Raw genomic sequence first — 19,690 nt, forward strand, 5'->3', positions numbered from 1 at the left:
CAGGTCAGCGTTACTGGGTCGCTAGCAGGGAGGCGACCTGGGTTCGATTGTTCACACCCAATTTCGTGAAGATGTGCTCCACGTGCGTCTCCACCGTGCGTGGGGCGATGATCAAGGCCTGGGCGATTTGCTTGTTGGTCATTCCCTCGGCCAACATGCGCGCGACCTGCGCCTCACGCGGTGTGAGAGCGGCGATGAGGGCATCGTCGGTCGAGGACTGCTCCTCGACCGGCGCTGCCTCGCCCAGCGCATACCCGGTCGCGCGCTCGGTGCCGAGCCGACCGCCCTCGCTGAACGCGTTCTCGAAGGCGTTGTCTCCCAACAGGGCTCTCACCTCTTGCCCGGTCTGATCGCTCCAGGTCCGCAGTTCGAAGCCCCCTGGATAATCGCCGAGCGGTTCCCAAACCTGGCGAACCGCACCCATCAGGCGCGCCGATCGCCCGGGGTCGCCTTCGGCCGCTGCCACCCAGGACAGTATTTCCAGCACGACCGCGATTCCGAGGGCGTCGTGGAACGGCCGTTTGCCTGCCAACGCTTCTCGTAGCAGGAGACCTGCCTCGGCGAACTCGCCACGCATCCACTGCGCCAAACCGAGGAAGGTCTGGATCCAGGACAGCAGCCATCGCTCGCCGTGGGCCGTGCAGGCCTGGCGGCACTGTTCGAGAACCTCGAGTGCCCGGTCGGGTTCGTGTTTGCGGCAGTAAGCCCAGCCGAGCTGTTCCAGTGCCAGGATGTGCAACAGACCGGGACCACCCTCCGCCTCCATCGCAGACCCCTCTTCGATAAGGGCCATCCCCTGCATCGTGTTTCCGAGATTATGTTCGGCCACGCCGCGGAAATGTGTTGCATGCGCGAGATTCACCGTGTCGCCCAGCTCCTTCGCCAGAGCCTGGCTGGTGCGCAGCAGTTCCAGCGCCACCACCGCTTTGCCCTCGGCGACCGCGAGATAGCCGTTGGACCACAGGGCCGCCGCACGCTCGGAACTCGCGGCACTGTCGGACGCCAGGGCCCGATCGAGCCAATGCCGTCCCTCGCGCTGCTGGCCACAGCCGAGCCAATACCAGAACAGCGCGGCAGCCATACCGAGGGCAGCCCGCCCACCCGCCGGATCCGACAACAGCGAATCGAGGACGGCCCGCAGGTTCGCGTGCTCGCCCCGCATTCGTTCGACCATCTGCTCTTGGCCGGGACCGAACCAATTCTCTTCGAACTCGCGCGCCAGCCGCTGGTAATAGGTTCGATAACGCCCGTTGATCTCGGCTTCGGCAGGACGCCCGTGCAGCTTCCGTAGCCCGTAGTCACGCACCGTTTCGAGCATCCGATAGGTCGGCGTGCCGCCCGTCGAATGCTGGGCGAGGATGGACTTGTCCACCAGCGCCGAGATGCAATCGACGACCGCGTCTCGCGGCAAGTCCTCACTACTGCAGATGCATTCGGCTGCCTGTAGATGCACGGCGCCGGTGAAGACCGAAAGCCGTTCCCACAGCAGTCGTTCTCGATCCGAACACAGTTCGTAGCTCCAGTCGAGGGTCGCCCACAACGATTGATGGCGCGGGGCCGCGGAACGGTCACCGACGCTGAGCAATTTGTGGCGGTCGTCGAGCCGATCGAGCAGCTCACGTGGCGACAGCGCCCGCATGCGCCCGGCGGCGAGCTCGATCGCCAGTGGCAATCCATCGAGTCGCCGGCACAGCTCCTCGATCGTCTGGGCATTGTCGGCGGTGATCCGGAAGGTCGGCGCTGCCGCCAACGCACGGTCGGCGAACAGTGCCACGGCATCGGGTCGCGAATCCGCCGCGGATGCTGGATACGCCAGCTGCGCGGCCGTCCGGTGTACCGCCAGCGGGTCCACCTCGAACACATGCTCACCGGAAACACGTAATGGCTCACGACTGGTGACGAGGATCCGCAGACCCGCGCACGTGGACAAGAGATTTCGGACCAGGATCGCACTCTCGTCCAGCAGGTGCTCGCAATTGTCCAACACCAATAGCAGCTCACGCCCACGCAGATAGTCGATCAAGGTCCCGACCACATCCGGCTGATGTGTCGGGGCGCCCACCGCCTGCGCGACCGTCAACCCCACCAGGGCGTGATCCGCCAAATCTGCCAGCTCGACCAGGACCACACCATCGGCGAAGCCGCGCTGCACCTTTCGAGCCACGTGCACGGCGAGCCGGGTCTTGCCGACACCACCGATACCGGTCAATGTGACCAGCCGCGAATCGGCCAGCACCCGGCGGACTTCCGCCGACTCGGCTTTGCGTCCCACCAGGCTGGTCATGTCCACGGGAAGGCCTGAACCGCCCGGGGGCGTCGGTGCATCGGCCATCACATCACCTCGGTCGTTCGATGGGCTGTCGGAGCTGTTGACGATATCCAGCGAGGCGGCGGCCTGGCCGTCGGGAAGGGCCATATTGTCGACGGGCAAACGGTGGCGTCGTTGGATTTCGCAGAGGTCGCCGCCGAATGCGGCGGCGGTGGCAAAGCGATCCGCCGGATCCTCGGACATCGCTCGCTCGATCGCGGCGCACACATCATCCGGAATGTGTCGTTCACGCAAATCCGGAACAGGCTCTGAGGTGATTCGAAGAAACTGCGACATCACCTTCTCTCCGGTGCGGCGTTCGAAGGCAGCGTGACCGGTGATCAAACAGAACAATGTCGAACCGAGACTGTAGATGTCCGATGCCACGGTCGGCAAATGGCCCTTCAATACCTCTGGTGCGGTGAAGGCCGGCGACCCCGTGATGATTCCGGATGTGGTGACGAACCCACCTGGAACATGGGCTATTCCGAAGTCGCTGAGTTCCGGTTCGCCGTACCCGTTCAGTAATACGTTTCCCGGCTTGACATCCCGATGCAGCACACCCGACTGGTGCGCCGTCTCGAGCGCGCCCGCCAGCCGCACGCCGATCCGCAGGCCGTCTTGCCACCGGAGCGGACCATCCTGTTCGATCCGACGCTGCAGCGATCCGCGCGGATGGAACGGCATGACGATATACGGGCGGTCGGCCATTATCACGCCAGTGAACAGAATGCCGACGATATTCGGATGGCCCGAGAGTCTACCCATGGCCCGCTGTTCCCTGAGGAACCGTTCGAGGTTCTCGCGGTCGAGGTCGGAGGTCAGCACCTTCACGGCAACCATCCGCTCCAGCGCTGACTGCGCACAGCGGTACACGATTCCGAAACCGCCGCGCCCGATCTCGGTGACGTCCTCGAATCCGGCCTCTCTCAGACCGGCTGGAATGCTCGCGCCAATTTCACGTTGCGTTCGCAGCGGATCGTGGCTGACCATCGACAAGGCCTATCTCCCGAGAGCTACGCGCGGAACATGAGGCCGAAATCCTCGAATCGGCCGATCTCGGGCAGCCGACCGATCCATTGAGCAGCATAGCGCCAGCATACTGCGACACACGTGCCCGATCTGCTGATTCACCCGATCCAGGCGCCGCCACCGCCGATGTTCCGACATCCGGACCGGCGCCATTGGCGTCCGGTCTCGAGGGCCGTACTTTGCCCGGAAGTCCGAGGGTGCTTCACGAGGAGATATCACGTGTTCGATCAGAAGATCAAACCCGAATCCGGGGGCGGAATCCAGACATCTAATTCTGCCGCAGAATTCTTCCGTACGGTGGATCGCGAGTTGGAACAAGGAATTATTTCGCCTCGGATCTTCAACGATCCGGAGCTCTATTCTTATGAGCTCGACCGAATCTTCGCGCGCTGTTGGTGTTTCGTCGCCCATGAGTCCGAGATTCCGACGCCCGGCGACTACGTGCTGCGCTACATCGGCGAGGATCAGTTCATCGTCGTACGTGACGAAGACGGCGAGATCCGGGTTCTGTTCAATAAATGTACGCACCGCGGCAGTCCGGTGTGTCGGGTGGAAAAGGGCAATAGCTCGCACTTCCGCTGCCCATATCACTCCTGGGTCTTCAAGAACAATGGCGAATGGAGCGGCGCGCCGTATCGCAAGAAGGCATACAAGAAGTTGGACGCCGCGGCGTGGGGCTTGGCGGCCGCGCCCCATGTGGACTCGGTACACGGCCTGGTATTCGCCACGCTCGATCCGGACGCGCCGACGCTCGACGAGTATCTCGGCGACATGCGCTGGTACCTGGACGTCTTGCTCGGTCTCAATGACCAGGGCATGCGGGCAATCGGCGAACCCCACCGCTGGCGTGTGCCCGCGAACTGGAAATCCGCCGCCGACAATGTCATGGCCGACGCGTATCACGTTCCCTCCCTGCACCGTTCGGCGGAGGAGGTCGGCATGTTCCCCAACATCGAATCGGGCGGCGCGGGGCCACAAGGGGTGTCGAGGCACGTGTACTTCGACGAAGGCCACGGGATGATCATCAACGACGGATTCCTCCCACCGCCGTGGCATCGTTCCGGCTTTCCGCCGGAAGTCGCCGAGACATTCCAGACCGACCGCCTCACCCCGGACCAGCGTCTGTTCGTCGAGAACCACTCGGCGACAACCTTTCTCATCTTCCCCAACCTGGGATTGATTCGCGTCCCCGCGTCCCCACACCCGGACGCCCCGCCAACGGTGTTCACCTACCTGCGCCTGCTGCAACCCGCCGGGCCGGACACGCTGGAGAACTGGAATTGGACGCTGGGCTGGAACAGCGCACCGGACGGATTCAACGAAGACGCCTACGTCGCCGGGCTCAGTATGCACGGCCCGGCCGGAATCCTCGAGCAGGATGACCCGGTCGCGTGGGCCGGTGCACCGGTCGCCGGCAAATCGGTTTTCGCGCGGAAGAGCGGCATGCGCCTCAACTTTCAGCTCGGTATCGACGGAATGAGCGACTACGAGGAGGACACGCAATGGCAGTTCCCCGGCCGAGCGACCACGTCCGCGCTCGGAGAAGCCCCGCAGCGGGCCTTCTACCGACGCTGGCTGCGTGAGATCTCGAACGCGAACGATGGCGAAGGACAGGAGACCGACCAGTGACGCTTTCGACGACTTCACCCACGAACACCCCCCGAGACATCACCGCCGAGTGCGCGAGCTTCCTCTATCGTGAGGCCGAGTACCTGGACCACCGCGAGTTCAACTGCTGGCTGGAATGCCTGTCCGAGGAGCTCGTGTATCTGATGCCCATTCGCATCACTCGCGGCCCGGAAGCGCGGCACCTGGAGCTCTCCCCCATCGGATTCCACATGAAAGAGACGTACGCATCGATGAAAATGCGTGTCTCTCGGCTCTACACCGAACACGCCTACGCCGAAGATCCGCCATCACGAACCCAGCGGCTGGTGACGAACATCCGAGTCGATGCACTCGACACCCCCGGAAAATATGATGTGCGAAGCAGTTTCATGTGTTTTCGGGGGCAAGGCGACGGCATCGGATCCGATCTGATCGTCGGCGAACGGTTCGACATACTGCACGACACCGCCGACGGCTGGAAAGTCGCGGCGCGGACGGTGCATTTGGCACACACCACACTGGTCACCGCCAACCTCGGGATATTCCTGTGAGTCCGCTACGGCTCAGCAACGAGTTCGCCGAGGTCTTCATGCGGGTGGTCGCGACCGGCAATGGCGAGCGGCTCGAGATCACCTCACTGCGGCGGGGCACCAGTATTCGTCTCGACCCGGTCGTGCTGGAGGCCCTGACATGGCAGTCCGCCGACGTATTCACCTGCATGCTCGAGGGCTCGATCGGCCCGGCGGCGCTGTGACAACCGCCCGTTCGGCCTCGCGGAGGCGAGGCACCCCCAGTGGAAAGAGTTGGATATGAGTGAAGGTTGGTTGGCCGGAAAGGTCGTGCTGGTCACCGGCGGCGGCACCGGAATCGGCCGAGCAGTGGTGGAGTGTTTCGTCGACGAGGGCGCACAGGTCGGGGTGCTCGATCGCTCCGACGAGGCGATCGCCGAGCTGCGCGCCCTACCGGGCACCGCGGTATCGGCGACCCAGGGTGACGTGCGCAACCTTGCCGATCACCAGCGCGCGGTCGCCGACACTGTCGAACGGTTCGGCCGGATCGACGTGCTGGTGACGGTCGCGGGGATTTTCGACTACTTCGTGTCCCTGAAGAGCCTGGCCGACGATCGCATCGACGCTGCCTTCACCGAGATGTTCGACATCAACGTCAAGGGATCGCTGCTGGCAGTGAAGGCAGCCCTGCCCGAGCTGTCCAAGACGCAGGGCAATGTGGTGCTGACGATTTCGAACGCCGGCTTCCTCCCCGGTGGAGGCGGACCGTTGTACACCGGTTCCAAATTCGCGGTCCGCGGCCTGCTGTCCCAGCTGTCCTTCGAGCTGGCCCCGCACATCCGGGTCAACGCGGTCGCGCCGGGCGGGACCGTCACGCAGTTACGCGGCGTGGAGGCGATGGATTCCGGCGACGTTCGACTGGTCGACATGCCCGACCTGCCCAATTTGATTCGCCAGACCAACCCGCTGCAGGTGGCCTCCGAACCCGCCGACCATGTCTGGGCCTACGTGTACCTCGCGTCGAAGGAGCGCACGAAGTCGGTGACCGGGTGCGTCATCCACTCCGACGGCGGATTGCAGAGCCGAGGTCTGGTCCCGCTGGGCGACGAACTGACCACCTAGTGCCTCATTCGGAAAGGTTGACACGGTAATGCCTGGAGATGGCCGCCCATGACTACTCAAGGATGGTTCCCGCCCGAAGGTGATATCCACGTCCGAATCTGGCTGGCCGGCATGGCCTTCGACTACAGGGCCACCGCGGCGGCAGTGCGCTACTTGATCCACGATTGGAGGAAAAAGCATTGGTTCACAATCGAATTCATACGCGACACGATCAACGACTATGGGCTGCTGCCGCGCCTGCCGTGCGAAGAACTGTTCCTCGGACCGTGACCAGCACCACCAAGATGCCAGTGGGTCGGGTTGATCAGCGAGCTCTGTTCGGGCTGTTCCATCGCACGCAGCTCCACAGTGCTGCGCCGACGGTTCCGCTTATAGAACCCATCTTTCCGGACACGGCACCGGTCGACACCGGCCGCCGCCCAGCAACGCCTCTCCGATACACATAGACAGTGGACCTGCGCCAGCTGCAGTACTTCATTGCCGTCGCGGAAGCGGGCACCTTCACCCGCGCGGCGGAACAGGTGCATGTCGCCCAATCCGGGGTCAGTGCCCAGATCAAGGCGCTGGAACGTGAACTGGGACAACCGCTTTTCGATCGGCGGCCGCGAGCGGCACAGCTCACGGCCGCCGGTGCGGCGCTGCTCCCCCACGCACACGCAGCGATCAACGCCCTCGCGGCCGGTCGCGCCGCCGTAGATGCCCTCACCGGGCTACTGAACGGGCATGTGGCGATCGGCAGCATTACCTCGATCTCGCCACGCAGCGTCGACCTACCCGAGACTCTCGCCTCGTTCCACCGCAAACATCCGGGCGTCGGCATCTCACTCATCGAAGACACGGCGGCGACACTGCTCCGACGGCTGAACGAAGGTGTCATCGACGTCGCGTTCACCAGCCTCACCGACGAAGCGGTGGCGGGCATCCACACTCGCGAACTCCACACCGAGCACGTTGTCGCCGCACTCTTGCCGTCCGATCCGCTGGCACGCCAGGGGGAACTACCGCTGAGCGTTCTCAGCGAACGGCCACTCATCGCGCTGCCGGAGGGCTCCGGCCTGCGCTGGCAGCTCGACCGAGCCCTGTCCCGCGCCGGCATTCCCACCCATATCGCGTTCGAGGCCGGTGACGCCGACGTTCTCGTCATGATGGTGGAAAAGGGCCTCGGCATGGCCTTGGTTCCGGAATCAGTACTCCGGCACAATGATCGAGTTGTCGGAGTGCCTATTCCAGAGCTTCCGCGGGGCCGGCTGGGAATCATCTGGCGCGCCGGCGCCGCCGCCAGTCCCGCCGCCCAGGTCTTCATCGAACACACGGCGGCACTGGCATCGCAACGCAGAGAACCACGTCAGCCCTCAGCCTTCGAATGAATCCGCAACGGCCCGTGCCCTTGCGCGTTCGTGTCGGGCCACGTCCAAACCTCGCCATCGGCGGGCCTGCGGAGCATCGAGATCGAACTGGTCGAGGATCCGGGTGACGATGTGGTCGACAATGTCGTCGATCGTCTCGGGCTGGTTGTAGAACGCCGGCATCGGGGGCACGATCCGCGCGCCCATCCGGCTCAGCGCCAGCATGTTCTCCAGATGAATCTCGTTGAGCGGCATTTCCCGTGGCACGACGACCAGCCGGCGATACTCCTTGAGCACCACGTCGGCAGCGCGGCAGATGAGGTTGTCCGCGTGGCCGTGCCGGATTCCCGCGAGGGTCCGCATACTGCACGGCACGACGATCATCCCGGCAGTCCGGAAGGACCCCGACGAGATCGCTGCACCCTGCTCGCCCAGGTTGTAGGTGACGTCGCCCAGCGCCGCGACCTCGCGCGTGGAGTAGCGCGTTTCCATCTCGATATTGGACTTCGCCCAGGTGCTAATCACGAGATGCGTTTCGACCTGCGGCATTTCGCGCAATGTCTCCAAAAGGCGTACCGCGAACGGTGCACCGCTGGCACCGGTGATTCCCACAATGATGCGGGTCACGGATTCGGTCATCGCTGCACCTCCCCGTCGGCCCCCACCATGTGCAATCGAGCGAGCAACGCCGCACTGCGCCGCCAATCCTCCCGGGCCGCGAGCTCAGCGGAGGTCCGGAATGTCAACGGCTCCATCGGAATACCGATATCGTCACGTTTGTGCTCGACGAGCGCGAAGACGCAGCCAGCGAGATCGCCGTCGTCCAGCGATGCCGTCAGTTCGAGCTTGACGTGGTGACAGACCGAACCATGCACTGCGATGAGTCCAGCCGAACCCGAGCGCCGCAGATTCGCCCGACTCCGGTTACTCGCGATCGCCGCGAGCAAGCGTTCGCCGTCCGCGGCCGGCTCGAGTTCCGACCGCGACAGCAGTGCGCTGTGGGGGAACCCGTTCGGATCCACGGTGAGGAATGGAAATGCCTGTTCATGGGCTTCTGGATCAGGGAATCCGCGCAGCAACGCGATGATCTCGTCGGGCAGGGGCATCAGATCAGGCCTTTCCATCATTTCTCGGGTGTGTCAGCGGATCCGGAATTACAGCGGCAGCGTCGCTTTCCACCGCTCGCGGATCTCGGCACGATACGGCTCATCGAAACGGTTCGACTTCGGGTAGGAGTCTCTCCACGCGAACGGTTTACAGGCATCGATCAGCACGATCCCCATGGACATATCCCCGGCCTCACGCTTGGCGGGCGACAGTCGTGGATCGATCGCGGTGGTCGGAGCCCGCACCACGTGAATCGACTCCGACGGGTCGACCCGAGTGAACATGGCCCACAGGACATGGTTGATATCGGTGATGTCGATGTCCTCGTCGACCACGACGAAGTACCGCTCCATGCCGCCGGTGCGCTTGCGGCCGGCGGCAGCCATGAGCGCGTGCATCGCGTCTCCCGCGCCGGTCTGCTCGATCGAGATCACCATCATGAGCTGGCGCGCGTAGGCCCACACGCCTCGAATGTTCTGCACTCCAGAGGCCTCCAGGTGGTCCCAGGTGACCGATGCGGAGTACAGCGGGACCGCCTGGTCGCCGGCCGGAACGGTCGGAATCATCGGCGGCGCACCGAGAATGATCGGCGAGTCTCGATGCATGATCCGATTGACCCGGACCACCGTCTCCTGCCCCGCGTGGGTGAAGTAGCCCGTCCATTCACCGAAGGGACCTTCGAGGACCGATTCCTCTGTGACCGGCGGCATCTCGCCTTGGATGACGATCTCGGCGTGCGCCGGAATCGGCAGGTCGCTACCCGGGGCGTACAGCACCTCCACCGCTTCACCGCGAAGACCGCCGGCCACGTCGTACTCGGAAACACCTGCGGGCGCGGCGATTGCGGCGACCGTGGACAGAATCGGATCCGAACCGACGACCACCGCGATCGGGCACGCGATGCCACGATCCCAATACTTCTTCGCGATCGCGCGTGCATGGCGGTTGCCGAGCATCCACAGCGACAAGCGATCCTTACCCTGCACACACCCCCGGTAGGTGCCGACGTTGACCCATCCGGTGTCGGGGTCGCGTGTGATGACCATGCAGGCCGTGCCGATATAGCGACCACCGTCCTCGGCGTGCCAGCGCGGCGTAGGGAAGGCGGTCAGATCGATATCGTCGCCCTCCATGATGTTTTCGAGCACCGAACCCGTCGATACGACCACAGGCGGTATCGGTTCGATCCGCTTGCTCAGGTCCTTCCAGGCCCGGATGATATCCATCTTCGAGGTATCCGCGGGCAGCCCGAGCGCCACCGCGCAACGCTCTGCGGTGCCCATGAAGTTCGTGAAGACCCGATAGCCCGCTGGATAGCCGGGAATATTGTCGAAAAGTAGTGCTGGCCCCTCCTTTTCGGCGAGCAGCTCGGTGATCGCACCGATCTCCAAGTCCCAATCGGCACCGTCGATGACACGCACTTCATCCTCACCCAATTTCTCAGTGAGGTTATCGATGTAGTGCCGCAGATCGCGAAATACAGTCATAGCGCAGTCAGGGCACACGAGCCAGACGGCATCGCGACCCTATTCCTTTCCATTGGTTGACTTTTCGAATCGATCAGAAGGTCGACCGGGCGAAGGACTGGTCTTGTTCTCGCCCGCCTGATTCCACTCTGCGACCCACCGCGCCATAAGTCCAATAGCTGGATCTGCTGCAAACCATCACAATTTCAGATGCACTACGCGACACGTGGAGACATCCGACCCGCGCATTCGTGAACCCAGAGTGCCTGCAACCGGCTGCCGGGGATTGAACAGCGGGCGCGCCTCACTCACCCAATGCTCGAGCACCTCGACCACCCAATCAATGTCCGGGACAGTCAATACCGTCCGCCGTCCAGGCGGACTGCCCTTCGGCGACAGTGGACAGATGGTGTTCGACGGCGGCCGCGACATCAACGACCCCGACGTGATCGTGTTCGGGATGCGCCGGTTCGTCCGGTCGTCGCGGCGGGAGTTGGCGATGTAGCCGAAGAGGTTCAGCGACCAGCCCGCACCATTCCTGGTTGGCGTAAGCGCTCTGCCCAGGTGCGGCGCGCAGCGTGGTGACGTACTTCCACAGCCCATCCGAGATCGTGGTACCAACTGGTAGGAGGGTCGGCGGCCACGCCTCCGCCCTCGGCAAGGGACAAGATCGCTGCTGCGCCTCGCCAAGCCAGTCGGTGAAGTACGTCCCTTGTACGAGATCGATTAGTATCAGCCAAGTCTGGCGTCACGCTCCGGCTTCTGGGGGCCAGACACACTGCGCCAATATTTTCGCTGGACAGCGGTTGCGTTCGCCGGCCCTAACGCGATGCATGGAAATGGCAGATCCAGCTAGCGAGCCGCCTAGCGCCAGTCACGCGGCGGCTGCTCGAACAACGCGACGTCGACGGTCACCTGCTCCGCCGTCGCGGCGAGCCGCGCTCAACCGCCGGGCATCGCGAACAGCAGTGAGTGATTCGACCAAAAGGGAAGAGGAGCGCTGGCGCTGGCCCAGACTGGCTGGGCTGGTTGGGCTACTTACGGTTGCTGCCCTGGTCGCGACCACGATTGCTTCGATATATGGGGCGATCTATACCATCAACCCCGACCTCAAACCGAGGGAGAAGCTCGGCGCCACAATCGATCACATCGCCGTCGAGCATGCCGTGGACTACATCGGCTACCGCTACCGAATGGGCGAATCCAATCCGACCCTTCCAGCTGACTTCAGCCCCTTCGCCGGGGACATGGTCTTCATCCACGTATCGTTGCTCGGCTTCAAGGACCGAAGCTACTCACGCGACCCCATCCTGGTTGATGAGAGAGGCGTGCAACTCCCGCCAAGGGAAGCCCGCACAGGTGTAACCACAGGAACGTGCGAGGACCTGAGCCCGAAAGCTGACGAAGACGGCATCACCTGGCGCTGCTGGGCCGCTACACCCACGCCCGGCACGAAGTACCGCATCCGGATCGAGCTCTACGACGCGGGCCGGACCGCAGACATCACCCCAGGCGAGATTCTCGGCTACCGCACGATGCTCGACTTCAAGGAATCCGACCTGTTCACCGCCGTCGACCATTAATCCGTAGCGGGCAACGCCGCTGATTGGACTCAGCGGATTCGTCGGCGACGCAGGCCATCGCGTACATTCTCCAGCGCCGCAGACTTCAGGGAGCCGACATTCTCCTGCCCCACCGAGTTCCGGGGCGCGACCTTCTCCGGCGACACGACGAACGTGAACGCGCGCTATGAACCACCCGCGCCACCGCAGGTATCGGTGTTCGTAAGCCCGTTCGTCAACCGGTCGATCCAGAGTGTGAGCGGCAGGCATCGACACGCGGTGACTTCGGCGGGTCTTCTTCGCCCAGGCCGTTGTGTGGCAATCACGAACGAGGCACGCATGCCTGAAATAGCGATCATGCAAGGCTGAGTGTGTTTCTCTTGTGCGGTGTCGACGATCGTGCGACGGGGGTCCGCCTGAGCACAAACGGCTGCCTTTACAGCCGCCGGCAGCGACATGCGCGGAGACGCCGAGTCAGACGCGGAGGAAAGGATGACGCCAGTGAGCGCTGTTCGATTCGAGAAGGAAGACAGCCTTGGCCGGATTGTGTTGGCCAGCCCGCCGTTCAACTTCGTGAGCGCGCAATACAACAACGACCTCATCGCTGCGGTGCACGACGCCGCCGACAGCGACATCCGCGCGCTGCTCATCCACGCCGAAGGACCGAACTTCAGCGTCGGCGGTGCGGTGCACGAATGGCCCGGCAAGAGCTACAACTGGTTTCGCACGTTCGTCACCGAGGTGACCAACTCCTACCGTGCGATTGAATCGATGCGCATTCCCGTCGTGGTGGCTCTGCGCGGTCAGACGACAGGCGCCGGTTTCGAGCTCGCGCTCGCTGCCGATTTCATCGTCGCGTCGGAGAACACCGTACTGTGGTGTGTGGAAATCAACTCGGCGCAAGTGCCATTGGCGGGCGGCTATCAACGGTTGGCCAGCTTGATCGGTCCGGGAGCGGCCCGCCGCATGGTCATGCTCGGCGAGCGGACGCCGATTACGCAGGTCCCGCAGGTGGCCGACTTCATCGTGCCCGACGACAAACTCGACGACACGGCACGCGAGCTGGCCACACGACTGTCGAAGGGACCGACCCGCGCTTACGCGGCTGCCAAGTCGCTGCTCAAAGCGTGGTGGGTGGGCGGCATTCCCGCCGCCGACAAATTGATGCTGGACCTGTCCATCGACACCTACAACACCGACGACGCGCACAAGGCAATCAGCGCAGGCGCCGCCATCTACGAGGCCCTGCTGCGGGGCAACAAGCCGCCGCACGGTGACCCAGACTTCCACATCGAATACACCGGCCGCTGAACTCCCAAAACCGCTGCCTATCAACACCGTTGCCAGGCCGAAGGCGTGCACTGCCCGCTAGCCGCGGCGGCCCAGGGGTTGAAGGACAGATCCGGGAAAAGTCACGCTGAGCGGTTTGGCTATCAATCCAGCGATCCAGCGCTGAGCGGGTACCGCCCACTTATGTGCAGAAAGGGGCGCGGGGAACGCGGTGGCGCCTCCTTGGACCCGGCATCATGACCGATAGCACCATCAGCTGCGGTTGCTCCGATATCCGCCCGATTATCGGCGAGTACTACGGCGACGCCTACGACTTGTATGTACCGCCGACCCATCCGCGGACCAGAGCAGGCTCGGACGGTCCCGCAGGCCAGAACTGGAGGCGGACGCGGTTGAGGACCTCGAAGCTGGGCTCGTCGCGCGAGTACAGCGGGATGCTGGCCTCGTCGAGGTCGGCGGCGGCGACGGTGTCGACCCGCGGATCCTCCTCGTCGGGCCACCAGGCCATCGACACACGCAGCCGCAACCAGCCAGTTGGTACGTCGAATGACGGGCCGTCCTCCGGGGGCAGCGTCGGCGATCCGAGGACCATGCGACCGGACCCGGCGTGCAGGCTGCACTCCAGCACGACCTCGGCATCGGCGCCCAGGGCCGGAGGTCCATCGGTGACCTCGACGGCGACCACCAGGTCCCCGTTGACACCCGTCTCGACCGCGACCGCGTCCCTGCCCAGCGCCAGGTATCCGCCTGCCGGGGAATCGTCCGGGCCCCAGAGGCCGCACACATCCTCGGCCGTGTCCTGGTCGAAGACGTGGATCTGGCAATAGTCCGAGAACAGCAGCACGTCCTTCGACACCGAACACTCCTTCTGCACACCAAACGAATCCGCACGGTGCAAGGGGAACGAACCCGCTGCACAACCTCATCGGGCCCTACCACCGTCGCTCGCGCCGGGCGGCGGGATCGGTCTCAGCTTGCCAGCAGCCCATGACAGTGTCGGCACGCAGGTAGCTGTAGACGATTTCGCGGCTGATGCTGAATTCCTTGGCCAGCAACGACTTCGACTCATCCGCTGCTGCACGCTCGCGCGGCTGGCAGGCCTGGGCATCGGTCAGCGCGGGTTTGCGGCCGGTGCAGGCGCTATGAAGAACGACCACGACGAACTCGCCGAGATCCCCGCGGACGGCTGCCTGTTCGCTGCTCGGGATGTCGCGACCAGCTGGGCAGACTCCCCACTGCTGTATGTGGTCCATATCGATGACCACCAATCCGCCGAGGCCAAGGGCTGGACTGGAGGAGGGGCCAGTCGTGCGAACCGGGATCCGGCGGTAACGCCACTACCGCAGATAATTCACTCGAAACATGTTGCGCTACAGCATATTTCGACGCCAGTGCAAGGTACCGCGCGATCGCACCGCTACCCCCGATCCGGCGTCAGTTTTCGAAGTCGTGTTCAGTGCCGACCTGCGGCAGCGAGGAAGACGACGGTGCCCGGTCCCGCCCGGCCGAGCCGATCGGAGTCGGCTGCCCCAAAAATCTTGGGCTGAGGAAGATTTGGAATTTCCTCATTTCACACTCTGTGAACGTTAGTGTTCGTGGACCCCATCGGCGGGATTCACGAGCAGGAGCTCAGATGAGTGCAAGTAGGACTTTCTCTCGTCGAATCGGCTGGGGCGCATCGGGATTAGTCATGACGGCCGCGCAGACCGTCATGGTCGGTCCGGCCTCCGTCGGCACCCCCGGTGCCGACTCCGGCGACCCCGGGGGTGCGAAGGCGGCGGCAGCATCGGCAGCGGCAGCGCTGGGACCAGCAGCCTCCGATTCTGACCGCCCAGTCCTCGAACAGGAGTGATACATGAGTACGAGCAGTGCGACTGTCCGCCGAATCGGCCGGGGTGCAGTGGGTTTGATGGCGGCGGCCGCTATGGTCGGGCTCACGGCGGCGACCGCGTCGGCGGATTCGGCCTTGACCATCAACGCCCCCGCCGGTGGTTTCGTGGTGGGTACCGGCGTGGATATCGACGGGACAGTTTCCCCCACGCTGCTTTTTCTCCCGTGGGAGCGGGTGACCTTCCGTGACAACGGGACCTGCTTCTTCTCGGGCTTCCAGGGGTTTACCGTCGGCATTCACGTCAAGTGGACTCCCGCGACCGCGGGTGCGCACACGATCACCCTGACCCAGGGGAAGCTGCTGGCGTCTCAGACCGTCACGGTTGCTGCCGCACCTGCCGGTACCCCCGTGCCGACTCCGGCCACCTACGGCTGTGATGGCGCCGGAAGTATCGGTACCGGGAGTTTCGGCTAGGGAACCCCTGCCTTTCCTGACAGATTTCGGCCAAGTAGGCGAGGTGGGGCTCCAGTAGTCATCGGCACTCGGCCTCTGGGCTCTGCGAGCCGGTGCCGGCCGCCGGCCGAGGACGCCACCGCCTCGGGGAGCACGGCTGTGGGCGTGTCGAGCAGGATGTGGAGACGGGCGATGAAGGCCTCGATGCTGCCGTAGCGCGCGAGGATCTGCGCGAGAAACTCGTGCACGGTCGATCCCATCAGATCGGTCATTTCACCCCATTAAGGTTCACCGACAGGTCGGGCCCAGTTCTGTCCCGCATTCTGCACGACAATCCCGACCGCGTGGCTAATTCGGAGATATCTGCGACCTCCCGTGCCTGGACACTCTCGATTCGTGCCACCAGCGCGGTGTTCGGGCCGCTCCGGCACCGGATCTGATTACTGTGCGGTGTGGGTGAGCCGATCGCGGGAGCGTAGCGGGATCAGGGTGCGGTTATCGCTCCGCACTCTCACGTCGGATCATCCGGCCGGGGTCGATAGTGGACGACTCCGGAAGGGGTGCCCCGCTTCGCTGACTCCGAGCGGTGCATCCGTGCTCGGCGGCCGGGTGGATCGCCCACAGATCCCTTCGATCCACTCGGCCTGAGCAGCAATCGGATCGTCACGGTGGAAACGGTCGTGTGCTACGAGCAGGCATGGATGCGCCCCCGCAACTGTTGCCGTCGCTGAACGTCCTCGACGGTGCCGCCGATCTCATCTGGGCCGACATCCGGATCCGCCGCCAACCCCTCGACGCGGACATCTGCAGTCGCACCGCCGATTTCACCACCATCCCCGATCGGATCCGCCGGCGCTGGCGCGCTACCGCCGACGACCTGATCCCGCCCGCCTGCTTGCGCTATCAGTGCGCCGCGATCGCCGCGGCCCGCACCGGTCGCACGGGTCGTGTTCAATGCCGACCCGCGGTAGCAGGGAATCGGGTCGCCTGGCCGGTGGTCAGCCGCTGCGGTAGTGAGGCCCACGTCGTTATCGGCGCACCTCGGCCGATCGCCGGGTGCGGCCGCGGTGATCAGGTCTGCCATGTCGAAATCCGCTGGGAGGACGCCATTGTGAGGCCGCACCCGCGGCCGGGGTTCCACGCGGGCGGCGCTCGACACCGCGCTGTGCGAGGTCACCCGACATCTGGGCACCGACCTGCCGGCGGTTCTCGCACACGTCGCGATCGGGCCGACGGTGCACGAGTCCCAGGTCCGGTAGCCGCGATACGCCGCCGGTTGCGTCGTTCGCGGCGGAGCCTCGAATCCACCCACAGTTCGGCGTATTCCCCAGCGATTCCTATTTCATGCACGCCGTGGAAAGGGCTGGCGCGCCTGCGGTTCACCGGAGCACGGGGATCGCTGGAATCTGCTGGCCGCCGAGAAGTTCCCATACGTGGGCGCGTTCGGCCGCGAGGTCGATAGGCGCGTCGGCGAGGGTGTCGAGCAGTTGCTGCAGCGGCCATGTGTGCAATGCGCCGTATCGGGCGGAGTAGAGGGCCGCGGTATGGACGCAGAAGGTGTCGGTGGTGTCGAACAGCGCGTAGCCGATGACCTGGTAGATGTCGGTCAGCGACAGCGAGTCCGAGCGTTGCCCTGTCTCACGGTTGGCCGCGCCGAGGCGGGTCTTCACCTCGATCAGGACGCCGTCCACGATGAGGTCGGCATCGGCCGAGCAGAGCTGCGAGGCGGCGAACGTCGGCCCCAGGGCCACCGCCGACGATGGGTCGGGCAGGAATTCGGCGAGTTCGGTGAGAGCGAGTAGATACAGTGACCGCATCTCGGCGACAGCGTCGCCGGGAGCCAACGCGAGCAAGGCCTCGGTCGTGAATCGGTCGCTGCGAATGGGTTCGGCCAGTGGGGAATTGGGGAAGACGAACCGGTTGCGGTACAGCTCCGTGCACAGCGCCAACGCCCAGCTCGCCCGGGCGACGATCTCGAAGGTGCTCTCCGGCAGCGGCCGCATGTACGCGTGACCTGCCAGTGTGGCCAGCTCCCATACGACGGCGATGTGGTCGGGGCGATAGAAGATCGGTTCGGCGAACACCGCTGTCTCGGGGACGTACTCGGCGCCGCAGGTGAATCGGAGTAGGTAGTCGAAGGCCGCGCCCAAGGTTCCCGGGCTGGCGCCGGTGCCGCCGACGAGCAGTGTGCCGGCGCGGGCTCGGTAGTCGGCCTGCACGGGTTCGAGATTCGGGTAACGGTGGTCGAGGTACTGACGCAACGGGCTGGCCTTGTCGTCAATCGCCCCGGCCAGACTGGAGTATTGATAGCTCACACACATTACTGTGGCATGAGTCACCGGCATTGCCGGAGATTGAGGGCTGACGGCCCGTCAGGTGTCCCCGTAGTGAAGGCCACCGAGCTCACCGCCGAGGGATGGCACCCCGGGTCGTGAGGTCGGTATCTACCGAGGGTGGACACCGTATCGAAATCTGTTGTGCTGGTACGTAATCCGACGACCCAGCAATCACGTCCGAGAGTAGGGAGGCTATGCGATGGTAGATCAGGATCAAGCGATAACGCTCTGGGATGCGCTCGATCTCAACAAGGACGGTGTCCTCACTCGGGGCGAAGTGATCACCGCCCTGCGCATAGGGAGCAATGGCTCGGGGGAGATCACTATCCCCGGCTTGAGTTCTGCCGACATGACCGGCATAGCCGACTGGTTCGACCAGTCCGATGTGAGCCGAGACAGCCGACTCACCCGCAGCGAGTTCATCGCGGGCCTCGAGACTCTCAACGCCAACTCCTGATCCTCGATCCCTCGGGGCGCGCGTCCGAAATCGCCGCATGCCGCGCAGATCCAAGCGGCGACGCGACGTGCCCGCCGATGAACGATGTCATAGATCACCGATGAAGCCGGCGGGTCAGCGGTTCCGCGTGGTGACCGCTGACCTCCAGCGCCGTTCGCAGACCTTGCCGACCGTGAATCTTCGGCCTGGCGGCGTCGCCGCCCGCCGGTGCCGTCCATATGTTCGGAAAACGATTGGCCGAACGCGAACCCTCCGGCGGCGGGTGGGATGCCCCCGGGGGTAGTGCGCACACTCGCGCGGAATCCGGCGCTAGGGATTTGCCCCAGACAGTGACCCGGTTATCTGCGACAGGTACCACCACATCAGCCAAGGGCACCCACGTGAGCTGCGATAACTGTTGGTGCGGTGCGGTCGAACCTCGGGTGCGACACTGGTCACGTCCCGGAATCAGCTGTCGCGTAGACCGGACATGGCGATGCCCTGAGCGGAAGTTCCCAGGGCATCACGAAATTCGGTTGTGGCGGCGCGACGACGACCCGTCTCCGCGGGGCGACGATCAGAAGATCGACGGGCCTCCTCCGAACAATGTGAACGAGGATCCCATAGGGACCGTGACCTGCATCGGGAATAGATTGAGGGTGAGCCCGCGATTGCCTCCCGTGCCCGCGTTTCCTCCCGCCCCTCCACCCCCGGCCGCACCCCCGCCACCACCATGGTCGTCGTCATGGCACGTGCCGTCATCGTGGCAGTGATATTCGGCGTGCGCTACCGCCGGAGTGAGGAGTAGTCCAGATGCCAGAGCCACGCACCCGGCCCCGGTGATGAGGGTCGTACGCGCGAAAGTCAGCTTCCTACCATTATCGGTAATGGATTTCATTATCAATACGCTACCAGATGCCGCACAAGCGCCCGCGCCCTCCCTCGCGCCGGATCCGGCGGTAAGCCTCGACCGGCGACGCGAGATCGAAGTGGTGGACGCAGCTCGGTGAGAGCGCGCCGCAGCAGTGCGAGCCTGCGGGTCTGGGTGATGGGTTTCGCCGATCCGGCCGCGGTGGCCGGGTGGTCGAGCAGTCTCGGCCGGGTGGCCGATGTCGCGCGCGATTGCGGGGTGACCGATGAGACGATCCGGAACTGGGTGAAGCAGTTCCAGCGGACGAACTCGACCGCCACGGTCGTTTGCGGCTCGAGATAACCAAAATCTCACTGTCCGAGAACTTTCCGGCCCCTCGAACCGACCGTCGTCGCACAGGGAAGACAGCACGC

At 64.3% G+C, this 19,690-nt stretch carries 20 protein-coding genes; 12 read left to right on the plus strand and 8 right to left on the minus strand.

Annotated features, from left to right (window positions below):
- Nucleotides 1-10 precede the first annotated feature (10 nt).
- Entirely contained in the window at nucleotides 11-3,301 is a 3,291-nt protein-coding gene (locus ACWEQQ_RS41600; RefSeq protein ID WP_452352100.1) for a protein kinase domain-containing protein, read from the minus strand.
- Nucleotides 3,302-3,559: 258 nt separating this feature from the next.
- Here ACWEQQ_RS41600 and ACWEQQ_RS41605 point away from each other — a divergent pair, with 258 nt between their 5' ends.
- The 6 genes from ACWEQQ_RS41605 to ACWEQQ_RS41630 all read left to right on the plus strand — a co-directional run bounded on the left by ACWEQQ_RS41605 (nucleotide 3,560) and on the right by ACWEQQ_RS41630 (nucleotide 7,946).
- A complete protein-coding gene (locus ACWEQQ_RS41605; RefSeq protein WP_452352101.1) occupies nucleotides 3,560-4,969 on the plus strand; it encodes an aromatic ring-hydroxylating oxygenase subunit alpha in 1,410 nt (469 codons plus the stop codon).
- A complete protein-coding gene (locus ACWEQQ_RS41610) occupies nucleotides 4,966-5,499 on the plus strand; it encodes an aromatic-ring-hydroxylating dioxygenase subunit beta (protein ID WP_452344697.1) in 534 nt (177 codons plus the stop codon). The genes ACWEQQ_RS41605 and ACWEQQ_RS41610 overlap by 4 nt, the downstream gene beginning before the upstream one ends.
- Nucleotides 5,496-5,702 carry a dihydrodiol dehydrogenase gene (locus ACWEQQ_RS41615; protein WP_452352102.1) on the plus strand — a complete coding sequence of 69 codons (207 nt, stop codon included), beginning with the start codon at nucleotides 5,496-5,498 and terminating at the stop codon, nucleotides 5,700-5,702. The genes ACWEQQ_RS41610 and ACWEQQ_RS41615 overlap by 4 nt, the downstream gene beginning before the upstream one ends.
- A 55-nt stretch (nucleotides 5,703-5,757) precedes the next feature.
- A complete protein-coding gene (gene hcaB, locus ACWEQQ_RS41620) occupies nucleotides 5,758-6,579 on the plus strand; it encodes a 3-(cis-5,6-dihydroxycyclohexa-1,3-dien-1-yl)propanoate dehydrogenase (RefSeq protein WP_452344695.1) in 822 nt (273 codons plus the stop codon).
- Nucleotides 6,580-6,627: 48 nt separating this feature from the next.
- Nucleotides 6,628-6,849: a hypothetical protein gene (locus ACWEQQ_RS41625; protein WP_452352103.1), complete on the plus strand. Its 222-nt coding sequence runs from the start codon at nucleotides 6,628-6,630 to the stop codon at nucleotides 6,847-6,849.
- A 179-nt stretch (nucleotides 6,850-7,028) separates the two neighbouring features.
- Nucleotides 7,029-7,946 carry a LysR family transcriptional regulator gene (locus ACWEQQ_RS41630; RefSeq protein WP_452344693.1) on the plus strand — a complete coding sequence of 306 codons (918 nt, stop codon included), beginning with the start codon at nucleotides 7,029-7,031 and terminating at the stop codon, nucleotides 7,944-7,946.
- On the opposite strand, the gene ACWEQQ_RS41635 is transcribed toward ACWEQQ_RS41630, so the two are convergent.
- The 3 genes from ACWEQQ_RS41635 to ACWEQQ_RS41645 are packed head-to-tail and all read right to left on the minus strand — an operon-like array spanning nucleotide 7,932 to nucleotide 10,501.
- A complete protein-coding gene (locus tag ACWEQQ_RS41635; protein WP_452352104.1) occupies nucleotides 7,932-8,564 on the minus strand; it encodes a non-oxidative hydroxyarylic acid decarboxylases subunit B in 633 nt (210 codons plus the stop codon). The two genes, ACWEQQ_RS41630 and ACWEQQ_RS41635, sit on opposite strands and share 15 nt — an antisense overlap.
- Complete coding sequence (locus tag ACWEQQ_RS41640) at nucleotides 8,561-9,052, minus strand: hypothetical protein (protein WP_452352105.1); 492 nt, start codon at nucleotides 9,050-9,052, stop codon at nucleotides 8,561-8,563. Before ACWEQQ_RS41640 ends, ACWEQQ_RS41635 begins: the two co-directional genes overlap by 4 nt.
- A gap of 27 nt (nucleotides 9,053-9,079) precedes the next feature.
- A complete protein-coding gene (locus ACWEQQ_RS41645) occupies nucleotides 9,080-10,501 on the minus strand; it encodes a UbiD family decarboxylase (protein WP_452352130.1) in 1,422 nt (473 codons plus the stop codon).
- Between the two features lie 965 nt (nucleotides 10,502-11,466).
- Between ACWEQQ_RS41645 and ACWEQQ_RS41650 the strand changes: the two genes are divergently transcribed.
- Both ACWEQQ_RS41650 and ACWEQQ_RS41655 read left to right on the plus strand, forming a co-directional pair.
- Complete coding sequence (locus ACWEQQ_RS41650) at nucleotides 11,467-12,081, plus strand: hypothetical protein (protein WP_452352106.1); 615 nt, start codon at nucleotides 11,467-11,469, stop codon at nucleotides 12,079-12,081.
- A 480-nt stretch (nucleotides 12,082-12,561) separates the two neighbouring features.
- Nucleotides 12,562-13,371, plus strand: coding sequence for an enoyl-CoA hydratase/isomerase family protein (locus tag ACWEQQ_RS41655; RefSeq protein ID WP_452352107.1), 810 nt, complete (start codon nucleotides 12,562-12,564; stop codon nucleotides 13,369-13,371).
- Nucleotides 13,372-13,657: 286 nt separating this feature from the next.
- On the opposite strand, the gene ACWEQQ_RS41660 is transcribed toward ACWEQQ_RS41655, so the two are convergent.
- The gene (locus ACWEQQ_RS41660) at nucleotides 13,658-14,206 is read right to left on the minus strand and encodes a hypothetical protein (RefSeq protein WP_452352108.1); all 549 of its coding nucleotides are present in this window, start codon (nucleotides 14,204-14,206) and stop codon (nucleotides 13,658-13,660) included.
- A gap of 76 nt (nucleotides 14,207-14,282) precedes the next feature.
- Entirely contained in the window at nucleotides 14,283-14,618 is a 336-nt protein-coding gene (locus tag ACWEQQ_RS41665) for a helix-turn-helix domain-containing protein (RefSeq protein ID WP_452352109.1), read from the minus strand.
- Nucleotides 14,619-15,205: 587 nt separating this feature from the next.
- On the opposite strand from ACWEQQ_RS41665, the gene ACWEQQ_RS41670 reads away from it, so the two are divergent.
- Complete coding sequence (locus ACWEQQ_RS41670) at nucleotides 15,206-15,655, plus strand: hypothetical protein (protein WP_452352110.1); 450 nt, start codon at nucleotides 15,206-15,208, stop codon at nucleotides 15,653-15,655.
- Here the strand turns inward: ACWEQQ_RS41670 and ACWEQQ_RS41675 are convergent.
- Together ACWEQQ_RS41675 and ACWEQQ_RS41680 are read right to left on the minus strand one after the other, a co-directional pair.
- A complete protein-coding gene (locus tag ACWEQQ_RS41675; RefSeq protein WP_452352111.1) occupies nucleotides 15,652-15,906 on the minus strand; it encodes a hypothetical protein in 255 nt (84 codons plus the stop codon). The two genes, ACWEQQ_RS41670 and ACWEQQ_RS41675, sit on opposite strands and share 4 nt — an antisense overlap.
- Nucleotides 15,907-17,013: 1,107 nt before the next feature.
- Nucleotides 17,014-17,949: a hypothetical protein gene (locus ACWEQQ_RS41680; protein ID WP_452352112.1), complete on the minus strand. Its 936-nt coding sequence runs from the start codon at nucleotides 17,947-17,949 to the stop codon at nucleotides 17,014-17,016.
- Between the two features lie 220 nt (nucleotides 17,950-18,169).
- On the opposite strand from ACWEQQ_RS41680, the gene ACWEQQ_RS41685 reads away from it, so the two are divergent.
- The 3 genes from ACWEQQ_RS41685 (at nucleotide 18,170) to ACWEQQ_RS41695 (ending at nucleotide 19,619) form a co-directional block, all read left to right on the plus strand.
- A complete protein-coding gene (locus ACWEQQ_RS41685; protein WP_452344681.1) occupies nucleotides 18,170-18,427 on the plus strand; it encodes an EF-hand domain-containing protein in 258 nt (85 codons plus the stop codon).
- A gap of 866 nt (nucleotides 18,428-19,293) precedes the next feature.
- The gene (locus ACWEQQ_RS41690) at nucleotides 19,294-19,416 is read left to right on the plus strand and encodes a hypothetical protein (RefSeq protein WP_452352113.1); all 123 of its coding nucleotides are present in this window, start codon (nucleotides 19,294-19,296) and stop codon (nucleotides 19,414-19,416) included.
- A gap of 38 nt (nucleotides 19,417-19,454) precedes the next feature.
- Nucleotides 19,455-19,619, plus strand: a complete 165-nt coding sequence (locus ACWEQQ_RS41695) for a transposase (protein ID WP_452352114.1) — start codon at nucleotides 19,455-19,457, stop codon at nucleotides 19,617-19,619.
- Nucleotides 19,620-19,690: the final 71 nt, after the last annotated feature.

The sequence above is a fragment of the Nocardia sp. NPDC004123 genome, assembly GCF_053603795.1.

Excerpts from the sequence above, each read along its gene's own strand:
- ACWEQQ_RS41600 (WP_452352100.1), bottom strand. The coding sequence starts at position 3,301 with ATGGTCAGCCACGATCCGCTGCGAACGCAACGTGAAATTGGCGCGAGC.
- hcaB (WP_452344695.1), top strand. The coding sequence starts at position 5,758 with ATGAGTGAAGGTTGGTTGGCCGGAAAGGTCGTGCTGGTCACCGGCGGC.
- ACWEQQ_RS41625 (WP_452352103.1), top strand. The coding sequence starts at position 6,628 with ATGACTACTCAAGGATGGTTCCCGCCCGAAGGTGATATCCACGTCCGA.
- ACWEQQ_RS41635 (WP_452352104.1), bottom strand. The coding sequence starts at position 8,564 with ATGACCGAATCCGTGACCCGCATCATTGTGGGAATCACCGGTGCCAGC.
- ACWEQQ_RS41640 (WP_452352105.1), bottom strand. The coding sequence starts at position 9,052 with ATGATGGAAAGGCCTGATCTGATGCCCCTGCCCGACGAGATCATCGCG.
- ACWEQQ_RS41670 (WP_452352110.1), top strand. The coding sequence starts at position 15,206 with ATGAGTACGAGCAGTGCGACTGTCCGCCGAATCGGCCGGGGTGCAGTG.
- ACWEQQ_RS41675 (WP_452352111.1), bottom strand. The coding sequence starts at position 15,906 with ATGACCGATCTGATGGGATCGACCGTGCACGAGTTTCTCGCGCAGATC.
- ACWEQQ_RS41685 (WP_452344681.1), top strand. The coding sequence starts at position 18,170 with ATGGTAGATCAGGATCAAGCGATAACGCTCTGGGATGCGCTCGATCTC.
- ACWEQQ_RS41690 (WP_452352113.1), top strand. The coding sequence starts at position 19,294 with ATGGATTTCATTATCAATACGCTACCAGATGCCGCACAAGCGCCCGCG.
- ACWEQQ_RS41695 (WP_452352114.1), top strand. The coding sequence starts at position 19,455 with ATGGGTTTCGCCGATCCGGCCGCGGTGGCCGGGTGGTCGAGCAGTCTC.